The organism is Paenibacillus sp. MT86, assembly GCF_058792535.1.
This window is the reverse complement of sequence record NZ_CM179499.1, coordinates 4,047,872-4,061,119: the sequence shown is the minus strand read 5'-3', so window position 1 is coordinate 4,061,119 and position 13,248 is coordinate 4,047,872. Positions and strand designations below refer to the sequence as shown.

Below are 13,248 nucleotides of genomic sequence, written 5' to 3'. Positions count from 1 at the left end.
TCCGCGCCAGGCCTGCAATGCTATTTGTCACACTGCTCGCAACGTCGGTATTTTCGGTAATCTCCTTGGGACCCGCGAGTACGGATGCAACGAACCCGTAGGATATTTGCGATGAAAGCTGAGAGAACTCGATGAAAGTGAGTGTTCTGCAAAGTTTGCTCGACGGACTTCTCAGCATGGTTAATTGCTGCTCATCGGGGTATTGTGCATGGGCATTGGGATCAATCTGATGGAACGGCGCGTCATGTGTAGGCTGCAAGCAAGCATAAACGATAACATGACGGCGCGCTGAATAAAGAAAGGGCTAATCCAGAGGGGGTACGGCATTCCTCGGAATAGCCCTTTGCTTTTGCTGTTTACAACACATGGAGGCGAATAAGCTCCGCAAGCCGAATAAGTCCCTTCTCCAGTTGATCGTAGGAGGCGTAGGCAAAAGATAACCGCAGATGCTGCTGGTCGTTACGGTCATAAATATTTCCGGGATTGAGCAGCAGGCCTTCCTTCAACGCCTGCTCGAATAACGTACGAATGGAGATCGGCTTTGCGATGCGGAGCCAAACATAAAATCCGCCTTGGGGTTTATTCCAGTGGGCAATATCTCGAAAATATCGTTCCAGCAACGACAGCGTAAAGTCTCTGCGTTTCATCAGCTCTGCCCGGGTCTGAACGAGATGCTTCTCATAGGATCCGCTCGAGAGCCACTCCGCGACAGCATGCTGGGACAGCGAGCTGGACCCGTAATCGGTCTGCATTTTAATGTCGGACAGCCGATCGATGACAGGCTCCGGCCCGACGACCCATCCGATGCGCAGACCGGGCCCGAGGGTTTTGGACATGCTGCCCATATAGAGCACGAGTCCTTGTTTATCCGAAGCTTTCAAAGGGGGCGGAGAGGGAGTATCCAACCATAAATCGCCATACACATCATCCTCGATGACGGGCAATCTTTCTTGGGCACAGATTTGCAACAGCTCCGTCCGTCTGTCGGAAGACATCATCGTGCCGGTAGGGTTATGAAAGGCAGGGATCGTGTAGAGCAGGGCGGCTCTGTGCTGACGCTTGAGCCTTCCGATAGATTCCGTTCTGATCCCTTTGGCATCCATCGGGATGCCGTGCAAATGCATACCAGCCGACTGGAATACATGAATCGAGTTCAGGTAAGTGGGATTCTCCACCAGGATGGCGGAACCGTGATGCAGCAGCCCCAGGGAAATAAGCTGCAAGCCCTGCAGCCCGCCGGAGACGATAAGAATGGAAGAAGGAGAGGCGGATATCCCCTTCTTATTCAAATAATCGCTGATGATTTCCCTTAAGTATAGGCTGCCTTTCGGTTCCGAATATCCCAAAGTGAAACGGCTGGACATGCTGCCGTTAAACGTCTCCCGCATTTGGGCGGTCGGGAGGAGCTCAGGCGAAAGCTCGCCAGTACCGAGTCGGATCACTTCGGGATCGGTTTCCGCACGGTTGATCTGCTGGATCATATGGATGTTCGGCTGGTAGGAGCCGGATTTCACGTATTGATTCCAATCAGGCGGGGGCGTGGCGGCCAATACGCTCCAAGTATTGTTCACAATAACCGTGCCTTGTCCCACCCGGGATTCTATGAAACCGTCAGCCGCAAGCTCACCCAAGGCATAAACGATGGTGCTGCGGTTGACTTGAAATTTGGCGGCAAGCTCCCTCTGCGGGAGAAGTCGGGTTCCGACAGGCCATTCCCCGTTCATGATTCGGCTCTTTATGTGATCATAAATTTGCTGATGCAGGGGCACTTCGGAAGCTTTATTCAATTTCCATTCTTCTGTCATGGACAACCTGCTTTCTGACAACGTTTCTATAGTATTATGCCCAGTTTACATCATTGGTTGGGTCGAATACCAACCAATTGGTTGGAGACGCAGTCAAGCACCTCCATTACAATGGTGAAAATATGTACTGGAGGTTTGCTTTCAAATGATAGGCGTTATACTTCATGGATTCATTCTGGCTATTGGCCTAATTCTTCCCTTGGGTGTGCAGAATGTGTTCGTATTTAATCAAGGTGTCGTCCAACCCCGGTTTATTAGGGCGCTGCCCGTCATTATTACCGCATCGTTATGCGATACGCTGCTGATTTCATTGGCGGTGTTGGGCGTATCCGTGATCGTTTTGGAATATGAATGGATCAAATTGACGTTATTTACATTGGGAATCTGCTTCCTGGTCTATATGGGAGCGGCGACGTGGAGGAGTAAGCCTTCAGGTCAGGACCCGGAAAGCGCTCGTTCGTTCTCTCCCAAGAAGCAAATCGTATTTGCCATGTCCGTGTCGCTGCTAAATCCCCATGCCGTTCTGGACACGATGGGCGTCATCGGCACGAGCTCGCTTCAATATGAAGGGGCGGACAAAATGATTTTTACCGTTGTATGCATCGCCGTCTCCTGGTTGTGGTTTCTGGGACTCGGAATTGCCGGCAGGGCCGCGGGAAGGATGGATCCGTCAGGCAGGCTGCTGTCCGCGCTGAACCGAATATCGGCGGTGATTATGTGGGGGACGGCCGCTTATCTCGTGCTTCGATTGGTTCAAACCTAGTGAGGAGAAATGTAGAAGGAACTGAGAATTTATGCTAATTAATGGATGGAAAATGTGGTAAGTTTGTATGTAACCCGGGAATAGGAGGAGGCAATGCGATGAACATTTCGATTGGCGGCTATTCTTTTTATAACACGTTTCTCGACGGCAAAATGGATGTGTTCGGTTATTTGGAGACGGTGAAGTATCGCTACCGAATGGATGCGGTTGATTTGTGGAACGGTTTTTTCATCGATCGAAGCGGCCCCATATACAAGCTCGCCGACGAAAGCTACATACGTAAAATCAGGGAAGCGCTGGATGAGAAGGAGATGAGCGTGGTTAACTTTGCTGTTGATGGGGCTCACCTATGGGATCCCGACCCTGAAATGCGGGAGAAGTTGTATGACAATGCGCTTGCCCATCTGGATGCCGCAGAAATTTTGGGGGCCGAAACGGTGCGGATCGACACCGGCGGCGGTTATAAAGAAGCGGAGCCGATGCCGGACGAACAATTCGAATATCTGGTTAAGCGCTATCGGGAATTGGCGGAGCGTGCAGGGGATAACGGTTATACGGTAGGCCCGGAAAACCATATGGGCGCCTCCCTCCTCCCACGGGAAATGAAGCGGATTGCGGAGGAAGTCCGGCATCCGGCATTTGGTTTCCTGCTTCACCTAGGAAGATGGAGGGCGGATGAGGCGGAAGGCGACGAGATGGTTGCCCCGTGGACGGTGCATACGCATTTCGATGCGAAGACCGCGGTTCATCCCGATGCGGAGGAGAAGGTGCGCAGCCTGCTTGCCGGGGGCTATCGGGGATATTGGGGCGTCGAATACAACGCGCCGGGCAACCAATACGTGGAGATGGAATGGATCGTTGGGGCAGTGAAGCGGATCGTGAGCAATGCCGGTCGAGTCGTACAAGAATGAGATGATGTTTTCGCATAAGGATAAAAAAACAGGACCGATTCTAGAGAATCGGTCCTCGTATGATTTTGCGGGTTGCAGCATAAGAAAACTTTCAATACCCGTTAGCTGGTCAGCTTAAATTGGCTGTTGTACAACTCGTAGTAGAAGCCGCGCTTGGCCAGCAGCTCTGCATGTGTGCCGCGCTCCGCGATTCCGCCATGATTCATGACAAGAATCTGGTCGGCCTCGCGGATCGTGCTTAGACGATGGGCGATGACAAAGCTGGTCCGGCCTTGCATCAGGGCGCGCATGGCGGTTTGAATATGCATCTCGGTTCGGGTATCGATGCTGCTGGTTGCCTCGTCGAGAATCAGAATAACGGGATCGGCAAGCACGGCGCGAGCGATCGTCAAGAGCTGCCGCTGGCCCTGGCTCAGGTTGCCGCCGCCCGACAGGAGCTTCGTATCATAGCCGTCGGGCAGCTTCATGATGAAGTCATGCGCATTGGCAAGCTTGGCGGCGGTTTCGATCTCTTGGTCCGAGGCATCCAGCCGGCCATAACGAATGTTCTCCCGGATCGATGCCGAGAATACATAAGCATCCTGAAGCACGATCCCCAGCTGACTGCGCAGACTGTCCTTATCCAGTTGGCGGATATCGCTGCCATCTATGGTGATTACGCCATCATCAATCTCATAAAAGCGGGTGAGAAGATTGATAATGGTGGTTTTGCCGGCGCCTGTCGGGCCGACGAGGGCAACGGTCTCACCCGGCCGGGCGGTAAGCGAAACATCCCTCAGAATCGGGACGCCTTCCTTATAACTGAAGGACACATGGTCAAATCGTACCTCGCCATACATATCGTCCGCTTTTTTCGTCTGTTCATTGCCTTGGTATTCGGACTCCGTATCGATAATCTCAAAGACCCGTTCTGCCCCGGCAACCGCGGACTGCACCAGGTTGAACTGGTTCGCCAGATCGTTCAAAGGCCGTTGAAACTGCTTCGAATAATTCAGAAACGCAACGACGACCCCGACGGTTGTGAAATCCTTGAAAGCCATGTAGCCGCCAACCGCTGCAATCAAGGCAAAACTGACGTTATTCAGCACGTTCATAACCGGACCGACCGTGCCCGAATAGATCTGGGCATGGATGCTGGCGTCGGTCAGCTTTTTGTTCATGTCATCAAACTGGGCAGCGGCATGCCGTTCGCGGCGATAGACCTGCACGACCTTTTGGCCCGAAACGGTCTCATCAATGAATCCGTTAAGCTCACCCAGCAAGCTTTGCTGCTTGGAAAAATGCTTCCTTGTCCGGCTTGCCACCGTCTTCGTGAACAGCATGACGAGCGGAATGGTCACCATGCTGAGCAGTGTAAGCCACACGTTCAGGTACAGCATGATGGCAAGCGATCCGATCAGGGACAGAACGCTTGAGATGAGCTGGGTTACGCTCTGGTTCAACGTACCGGAGACATTCTCGATATCATTGGTCGTGCGGCTCATCAATTCGCCGTGCGTCTTGCTGTCGAAGAAGCGGAGCGGCAGGACCTGAAGCCTTGCAAAGATATCTCGCCGCATGGCCAGAATGGACAGCTGGGAGACTTTCACCATGACATGCTGCTGAAGCCATGCCGTGAGCGCGGTGCCTGCATAAACGGCAAGGAGTATCGCACATAACCCCACGAGTCCTCTGATGTCTCCCGGGATGATGTAATGATCCACGGCATTCCCCAGCAGATAAGGGGCCATCAGTGAGAGCAGCGTCGTTATAAGCGTGAATACGAAAACAGCCATCATGCCGCCTTTGAACGGACGGATATAGCTCCATATCCGGCGTATCGTATCCATCGTATGTTTCGGCTTGGCTTTGGCTATTGTCATTCCGCGGATGGCGTTGCCGCCTCGCATGCTAAGGTCCGGACCGTCGGTATGACGGGCATGCTTGGAATCCTGATTCGGTTTAGCCATGAGAAGTCACCTCCTTGCCGAATTGCGATCGATAAATGTCCTGATATACTTCACAGGAAGCAAGCAGCTCGCTGTGCGTGCCTTTCGCGATCAATTCCCCGTCATCCAGCACCAATATCAGGTCGGCGTCGATCACGGATGAGATCCGCTGGGCTATCATAAGGCAGGTCCGGTCTTTCATCAGACGGGCCAGCTCTTTCCGAAGCCGCGACTCCGTTCCCGTATCGATGGCGCTGGTGCTGTCATCAAGAATCAGAATGGCGGGTTGAAGCAATAATGCCCGCGCAATGGATATCCGCTGTTTCTGTCCGCCGGACAGGTTCACGCCGCGTTGTCCAAGCACGGTATCGTAGCCATCCGGCATGGAAGTAATGAAATCATGCGCTTGGGCAGCTTTAGCCGAGGCCATTACTTCTTCATCGGAAGCGTCCGGTTTCCCGTAGCGGATGTTGTCCCTTATAGTGCCTGTAAAAAGGATGGATTCTTGCAGGACGATGCCGATTCGTTCGCGCAAAGCGGACAGCTCCATTCTCCTCACATCGGTTCCGTCGATTCGTATCTGCCCGGAGGTCACATCGTACAGACGGGGGAGCAGGGATACCAGAGAGGTTTTACCCGAACCTGTTGCACCCATAATGGCTACATGCTGTCCTGGTCGAACCTTGAAACTGATGTCGCGCAGTACGGGCTTCTGCATCTCCGAGTTATAGGAAAAGGTAACGCGGTCAAACATGATCTCTCCTTGCTTGTACGCATCGGTTGCCGGTTGAACCTTGTTCACAATTTCGGATTCTGTACGCATGACCTCCTGAATACGGTCAGCGGAGACCTTGGCCGTAGAAATCCTTACCAGCATCATGGCCACGGACGAAACCGAGAACAATACCTGCGTGACATAGTTTATAAAGGCTACCAGGCTACCGACCTCAAAGGATCCGCCGATAGCATCCTTTCCGCCGAACCACAGGACGGCCACGATGCTGACATTCAGAATCATGGTCAGGATGGGCATGTTGAGCGCAACGATCCTCTGGGTTTTTACCGAAACTTGCGTGAAGTCGTGGTTCGCATCATGAAATCGGTCCTTCTCGTAACCGGCACGCACGAATGCCTTGGAGACCCGGATTCCGGCGAAATTTTCCTTTAGTACCGTATTCACCTTATCGAGTTTCTTCTGAACGGTGGCGAACAAGGGCAGGGTAGCCCGGATCAGGAAAAACATCACGACGAACAGCAACGGAACGGCAATAGCCAGAATGATGGCCAGCTTGGGGCTGATGATCACCGCCATGATCATGCTTCCTATGGCAAGAAACGGTGAGCGTACGAAGATGCGCAGCAGCATCTGCACCATCGTCTGAAGCTGAACGATATCGCTCGTAAGCCGGGTGATGAGCGACCCGGTTGAGATGTCGTCCAGATTGCGGAAAGACAGGGTCTGAACTTTGCGGAACAAATCCCGGCGAAGGTCGGCGCCAAAACGCTGTGAAGCAATGGAAGAATAAATCGTGCACCCGAGACCTCCAAGAAGCCCGATGGCTGCAGCTCCCAGCATGAGCAGCCCTGTACTGAGGATGTGTGCCGTATCGTTCTGCATGACGCCGCGGTCGATAATGCTGGCCATCAGCATGGGCTGAAGCAGATCCATGGCGACCTCCAGCAGCATCAACAGCGGTGCAAGCAGGGCTGCTGTCCAGTGAGGACGTAAATAACGAAATAGTTTAAGCAAGAATAATGGCACCTTCTTTATTCTTATTAGTCTAAATACCAAGGTAAGCCATGGGCTTCAGCCTTGTCAAAGGGTAAAGAACGAAAGCCTGGGAGGGATTCGCATCTCTTAAGAAAAACTTTAACTTTTCCCTACTTTTCCTTAAACTATATTCTTTAAGATGGTGGGACAAAGATAGAGGGAGTTGTTGAAATTGAAGAAGGGTTTGATATTGCTCGTGATCTTCCTGTTGGTCGGATGCGAGACCGCACTAACGGAGACGCCAAACGCGAATGATAACGAAGGAACACATAAGGAACAGGATATGAACGCTGGCTCCGACGCGCAGGCGAATCCTCAATCAGAATACGATAACGATGGGAATAAAGCGGCTCAAACGGTCTCAGTGACAGATGAACAAGTAACGCAGGGGAATCTGGTTTTGGTCAACAAGGATCACCCGCTGGATCCGGCAGCCGTACCGACGGATATCGTGAATTTGTTTCACGATCAAGACTTAATGAATGGTTACGTCGTTCTTGACAACACTATCCGTTTATCGCGCACTGTGGCGGAGCGTTTTGGCGATATGATCCAAGCAGCAGGAGAGGACGGGGTCAATCACTTCATGATCAGCAGCGGGTACCGGGATGAGAGCGAACAAGAGGTGTTATATCGCGAAAAAGGTGCCGATTATGCATTGCCACCAGGCTACAGCGAACATAACCTCGGGTTATCCATGGATATCGGATCTACGCAGAAGGCGATCGATCAATCTCCGGAGGGCGAGTGGCTGAAGAAGCATGCTTGGGCGCATGGATTCATTTTGAGATACCCCCAGAACAAGACGGATGTCACAGGGATCCAGTATGAGCCGTGGCATTTTCGTTATGTTGGGCTTCCGCACAGCATGATCATGCACGAGCTGGATTTTACGCTCGAAGAGTATCTGGATTTTCTCAAGGAGAAAAAAAACTATAAGGCAACCGTAAACGGGAAGGCCTACGAAATCGAGTACGTACCCGTCCAGGCGAAAGAAACGGAAATTGAAGTTCCGGCCGGCAGCGAGTATGAGATATCCGGCAACAACATCGATGGCATGATTGTGACGGTGCAGCTCGGCAAGGATGAGAATGAATGAAACTAACGCCTAAATGGATGGTATTATTGCTGTATGCGTTGTATGTATATGTGCTGGTCAAAATCATTCTGTTCAAATTCGGCGACGTGAACATTTCGTTTCTGTGGCATCAACTGCAGCGTTCGATGGATAATCCCGAATATATGCAGAATCGATTGCAATTTGCCAATTTTACGCCGTTTAAGTCCATTCATCAAAATATGAAACGACTCTCGAGCCCGCATGACGTGATCAATCTGTTCGGAAATATCGCGATTTTCATACCCAATGGCATATTCGTCAGTGTATTGCTGAAAAACAAATGGATGGGATGGCTTGGTGCTTTCGTGACTTCCTTCGGGCTAAGCCTTGGGCTGGAGTGCTCGCAGATTCTCTTTTCGATGGGAAGCTTTGATGTGGACGATTTAATCCTGAATACGGCTGGCGGGGTGATAGGCTGTTCCATGGTCCTCGTCTTAAAACTAACCTTATCGGAAAAACAATCCCATATTGATGAGGGTAGAGGCGGGAAGGGCAAGCTGTTATCGGGGGCGAAGAAGCAAGAGGCCTCATCTTGAACCTGATGATGAGTACCGATTTGACGTTGAAGACATATCTATAAAGGCGGTGGTTATGATCGTGAATAAACGCTGGAAAAGGATCTTGTTCGGTTCCATCGGATTGGTCTTTGTCATGTTCGTCATAAATATCGCATTATATATCCATTCGATCGGTTGGAATAATATCAAACTGATGTATTCGCTTCATACCACCGACAAATCCGTCGTAAAGATTGATGATCCTTCGAACGGCCATGGACTGTATCTTACGAAGATGAGGCAACCGGCTGAAATGATTAAGGAGCGGATGCAGCGCGAGGATTGGCATTATGTTATGCAAGAGGGCTCCGGCTATTTTTTTGAAAAGGATGACCAGGATGTCGTGGTGACAACCAAGATATGGCCGAATCGTTATTTTGTCAGAATTTCGGTTCAGCATGACGTCGTGAATTTAGCTGACTGATGGCATGGCCGTTATCCCAAACAAAAAAAGCATCGATAAGATGCTTTTTTTGCTTGGGTGCCCGCTAATCGACCGTTTCTATGGCAATATGCCGTGAAACGGTCGCAGCGTTAACATGGATCTCGCTTTCTCTCACGCCTCGGCCGATCCGGTCTGCGCGCCGGATGGCACGCCGCGGAGCCAGCTGCGCCGCCATTTCAGCTGCATCACAATCGTAAGGGCCAGCGATGCGGCGGCAATGAAGCTCAGAATGATGAACCCGGCGGTGTATGAGCCTGTCGCTTGGTACAATCGACCCAATATCAGCGGAAGCGCGTAGCCGCCCAAGCCTCCGGCAGCCCCGACAATCCCGGTAACCAGGCCGATCTCGCCGGCAAACCGTTGAGGGACAAGCTGAAATACGGAACCATTCCCCGCGCCCAGGCACATCATGCCGATAAACAGCAGCGAGACGACAAGCCATAGCGGCGGCAAGAAGGAGACGCCGATCAGCATAATGGCAGCTCCGGCATAGAGAAACATCAGCATTCGCGAGCCGCCGATACGATCGGCCAGAAAGCCGCCTACAGGACGGAAGAAGCTCCCTGCTATGACGCAGATCGTTGTAATGTCCGCAGCCTGAACCGCGGAAAGGCCATACTGGGTGTTGAAGAAGATCGTTAAATAGTTGGCGAGCCCGACAAAGCCGCCAAACGTCACGCAGTACAGGGCACAGAATACCCAAGCATCGCGCTGTTTTAACACATTGCCATATTCGGACAGCCGTTTGGGGGCAGGCCGATTCGGACTGTTGCGGGCAAACAGCGAGAAGTAGATGAAGACCAATACAATGGGAATGATGGCAAGTCCGAAGACAATCTCCCAGCTTCCGAAATGCTGCGCCAGCCGGTTGGCGAACAGGGTCGCCAGAACGGTGCCGCTGTTCCCGGCTCCGGCGATTCCCATCGCCAGGCCTTGATGTTCTTTGGGATACCACTGTCCCGCAAGGGGAAGTGCTGCGGCGAAAGAAGCTCCCGCGACGCCGAGAAGAATCGCAACGACGTATAATTGATCAAGGGAATCTACCCATAACCAGCCAAGCAAAAGAGGGACCAGCGTGACGATCATCCCGATCTGAGCCGTTAGCTTCGGGCCGATGCGATCGGCAAGGAAACCTAGTACGAGCCGAAGTATCGAGCCGCCCAGAACGGGAAGTGCCACCAGATTTGCCTTCTGCACCGGATCCATCGGATAATCTCCGGCAATGACTACCGCAAGCGGTCCGAGCATGCCCCATATCATGAAGCTGATATCGAAATACAAAAAAGCACCGAACAGGGAGGGCTTGTGCCCGCTTTGCCAAAATCCTTTCTTCTCCATAGTTATCGCTCCTTATCCAAATGTGTACGTTCTCTATACCTGGTGCGGATCTCCAGATGCAGGCATAAAAAGGCCGCAATTCGCCCATTGCAGAACGACTTGCGGCCTCGTTGCCCAAGACGCAGACACGTCATTGTGTCTTCCGTCTGTGAAATATATGATTTTGCTGATTCACATTATAGATAACAGGTCAAATAAATGTCAATATACATCACACAAAAAAACGAATAATTATTAACTATTAAAATTCCGATGAATTTATGTCACATATATTGACATATCGAATTTCGTCAACTAAGCTAGATGTATGTTACGAATACCAATATGGCACAAGGATGTGCCGGTTTTGATGGCAATGACGCCCTTTCCTGCTCCCAGGGAAAGGGCGTTTCGTATTTTCTTACATGAAAGTGACAAGGGTAGAGTGGAGGTAATTCATGAAGAGAAAGAAGCTCGTTGTTGTCGGAAATGGAATGGCAGGGATACGGTGCGTAGAGGAAATACTCCAGCTTGGGCCGGAGCTTTTCGATATTACGATATTCGGCGCCGAACCTCGCCCCAACTATAATCGGGTTCTGTTGTCCAAAGTTCTTCAAGGCGAACATTCCCTCCAGGATATTATCCTGAACGACTGGTCTTGGTATGAGCGGCATGGCATCCGGTTATTGACCGGTGAAGCCGTTCATCATATCGATGTCAAAGCCCGCTGCATCGAGACTGTCTCCGGTAAACGGGAAGGTTATGATGCATTAATTCTGGCAACAGGCTCATCCCCTTTCGTTCCGCCTATCCCCGGGACGGATAAGGAAGGCGTCCTTTCATTTCGGACGGTGGATGATTGCACGAAAATGACCGAAATGTCCAAGGTCTACACAAAAGCGGCCGTCATTGGCGGGGGATTGCTGGGGTTGGAGGCTGCCCGGGGACTTCTCCATCTCGGCATGGAAACCCATGTGGTTCATAATGCCCCTTACATCATGAACCGGCAGCTGGACCGGACGGCAGCCCATATGCTGCAGCGGGAGCTCGAAAGCCAAGGGATGCGATTCCACTTGGCGATGGATACCACGCGAATCGTTGGCCGAACAAGGGCGCAGGGTCTTCGGTTTATCGACGGAACTCGGCTTGATGCGGATGTAGTGGTGCTTGCCGTAGGGATCAGGCCTAACGTGGAGCTGGCCCAGAGAAGCGGTCTGCTGACGGGGCGGGCTATCCTGGTGGATGACTACATGAGGACAAGTGAGCCGAATATTTATGCGGTGGGTGAATGCGCGGAGCACCGGGGGATTAGTTACGGCCTAATCGCTCCCCTGTATGAGCAAGGAAAGGTGCTTGCCCGGGTTATCTGCGGCAGGCAGGCCGAACCTTATGTCGGTTCGATTCCTTATTCCCAGCTAAAAGTCTCGGGTGTGGATGTATTTTCGGCCGGCGCGATATCGGGGATCGATGCGGAAACCGCCATTCAGCAATACGATGCCGTAAGCCGTACGTACAAAAAAGTGATTATGCACAAAGGCAGGGTTACGGGTGCCATTCTGTTCGGAGACACGACTGAGGGTTCCGCGCTGTTGTCCATGGTGAAGAAGGGCACGGCTGTCTCGGAGCTTATCCCGCAAGAAGGCATTGTAAGCTCGGCGGAAGCAGCTGCACAGACGCTCCCGGATCATGAAACGGTGTGTGCTTGCAACGGCGTGAGCAAAGCGGAGATCATGCAGGCCGTTACCGATCGCAATCTCCAAAGCACGGATGAAGTTAAGCAGCTGACCAGGGCATCCGGTTCGTGCGGCGGCTGCCGGCCAATGGTGGATGCCCTGGTCAAACATGCGCGAAGCGGCAAAAAGAGGGCTTCGCAGAGGGCGGCCATAACGCAAGGCGAGATTCCCGTATGTGAATGCACGAAGCTGGGGCACTCCTCATTGAAGCAAGCGATTACCCATGCGGTGAGTCAAGGCTGTCATACGATATCGGATTTCATGCTCCAACAGGGCTGGAAGAAGCCGGGCGGATGCATAGTCTGTCGGCCAGCCCTGCGTTATTACCTTGAAATGACGGGGATAGGGAACGGTGATGAACCGGTTCGGAAGACTTGGCATGATGTCTCCGAAGCGGATCATGGACTCTACCAAGGCGTTCAGGTATGGATGGAAGACACGGAAGGCTCGAGGATGGAGGCGGCAGGCATTCGGCGCATTGGAGAATGGCTTCGCCTTCGATGGCAAGAGGTATCGCTGCCTTATCCTGTACATGCAGGGGTGTCCGATCGTCTAGCATCGTCCGTCAGCATACTGGTTCAGGGGATCGGAATATCGTCTTCGCCCGCAGGTTGGGAGGTTTATCTCGGCGGTCATGCGGTCCACCCTGTCCGTGAAGGACAATTGATCGGCGTTGCTGAACGTGAGGAAGATGTAATACAGCTCGTATCCGCTTGTTTGCAGTGGTACCGGCAGAACGGCTTGTATGAGGAACCGTTGTGGAAATGGGTGGAACGTACGGGTGTGACTTCGATCCGGGAGCATGTTCTGGACCACGATCTGCAAAGAGAGCTTGCAGAGATGCTGTCTCGGCGGGAATGGAAGACACAAGTGGGTTAAACAAGCGAAATATAGGGAG

Annotated in this window: 10 protein-coding genes; 6 read left to right on the top strand and 4 right to left on the bottom strand. The window is 52.2% G+C overall.

The annotated features are described in order from the left end of the window. Positions 1-356 precede the first annotated feature (356 nt). Positions 357-1,805 (bottom strand): MocR-like pyridoxine biosynthesis transcription factor PdxR, encoded by a 1,449-nt coding sequence (gene pdxR / locus AC3RCL_RS17930; RefSeq protein ID WP_492531139.1) that lies wholly within the window; start codon positions 1,803-1,805, stop codon positions 357-359. 145 nt (positions 1,806-1,950) lie between these two features. Here pdxR and AC3RCL_RS17925 point away from each other — a divergent pair, with 145 nt between their 5' ends. Both AC3RCL_RS17925 and AC3RCL_RS17920 read left to right on the top strand, forming a co-directional pair. After that, on the top strand, positions 1,951-2,568 hold the full coding sequence (locus AC3RCL_RS17925) for a LysE/ArgO family amino acid transporter (protein WP_492531137.1): 618 nt from the start codon (positions 1,951-1,953) through the stop codon (positions 2,566-2,568). Positions 2,569-2,666: 98 nt separating this feature from the next. Then, positions 2,667-3,479, top strand: coding sequence for a sugar phosphate isomerase/epimerase family protein (locus tag AC3RCL_RS17920; RefSeq protein ID WP_492531135.1), 813 nt, complete (start codon positions 2,667-2,669; stop codon positions 3,477-3,479). 101 nt (positions 3,480-3,580) lie between these two features. On the opposite strand, the gene AC3RCL_RS17915 is transcribed toward AC3RCL_RS17920, so the two are convergent. Further along, positions 3,581-5,428, bottom strand: coding sequence for an ABC transporter ATP-binding protein (locus tag AC3RCL_RS17915; protein ID WP_492531133.1), 1,848 nt, complete (start codon positions 5,426-5,428; stop codon positions 3,581-3,583). Then, positions 5,421-7,157, bottom strand: a complete 1,737-nt coding sequence (locus AC3RCL_RS17910) for an ABC transporter ATP-binding protein (RefSeq protein ID WP_492531131.1) — start codon at positions 7,155-7,157, stop codon at positions 5,421-5,423. The genes AC3RCL_RS17915 and AC3RCL_RS17910 overlap by 8 nt, the downstream gene beginning before the upstream one ends. Positions 7,158-7,350: 193 nt before the next feature. Here AC3RCL_RS17910 and AC3RCL_RS17905 point away from each other — a divergent pair, with 193 nt between their 5' ends. The 3 genes from AC3RCL_RS17905 to AC3RCL_RS17895 all read left to right on the top strand — a co-directional run bounded on the left by AC3RCL_RS17905 (position 7,351) and on the right by AC3RCL_RS17895 (position 9,279). After that, a complete protein-coding gene (locus AC3RCL_RS17905) occupies positions 7,351-8,277 on the top strand; it encodes a M15 family metallopeptidase (protein WP_332294265.1) in 927 nt (308 codons plus the stop codon). Further along, entirely contained in the window at positions 8,274-8,834 is a 561-nt protein-coding gene (locus AC3RCL_RS17900) for a VanZ family protein (protein WP_492531129.1), read from the top strand. The genes AC3RCL_RS17905 and AC3RCL_RS17900 overlap by 4 nt, the downstream gene beginning before the upstream one ends. Positions 8,835-8,895: 61 nt before the next feature. After that, a complete protein-coding gene (locus AC3RCL_RS17895) occupies positions 8,896-9,279 on the top strand; it encodes a hypothetical protein (protein WP_096773521.1) in 384 nt (127 codons plus the stop codon). A 132-nt stretch (positions 9,280-9,411) separates the two neighbouring features. Here the strand turns inward: AC3RCL_RS17895 and AC3RCL_RS17890 are convergent, their stop codons facing one another. Beyond that, complete coding sequence (locus tag AC3RCL_RS17890; protein WP_096773461.1) at positions 9,412-10,638, bottom strand: nitrate/nitrite transporter; 1,227 nt, start codon at positions 10,636-10,638, stop codon at positions 9,412-9,414. A 437-nt stretch (positions 10,639-11,075) separates the two neighbouring features. On the opposite strand from AC3RCL_RS17890, the gene nirB reads away from it, so the two are divergent. After that, positions 11,076-13,229 (top strand): nitrite reductase large subunit NirB, encoded by a 2,154-nt coding sequence (nirB, locus tag AC3RCL_RS17885; RefSeq protein WP_492531126.1) that lies wholly within the window; start codon positions 11,076-11,078, stop codon positions 13,227-13,229. Positions 13,230-13,248: the final 19 nt, after the last annotated feature.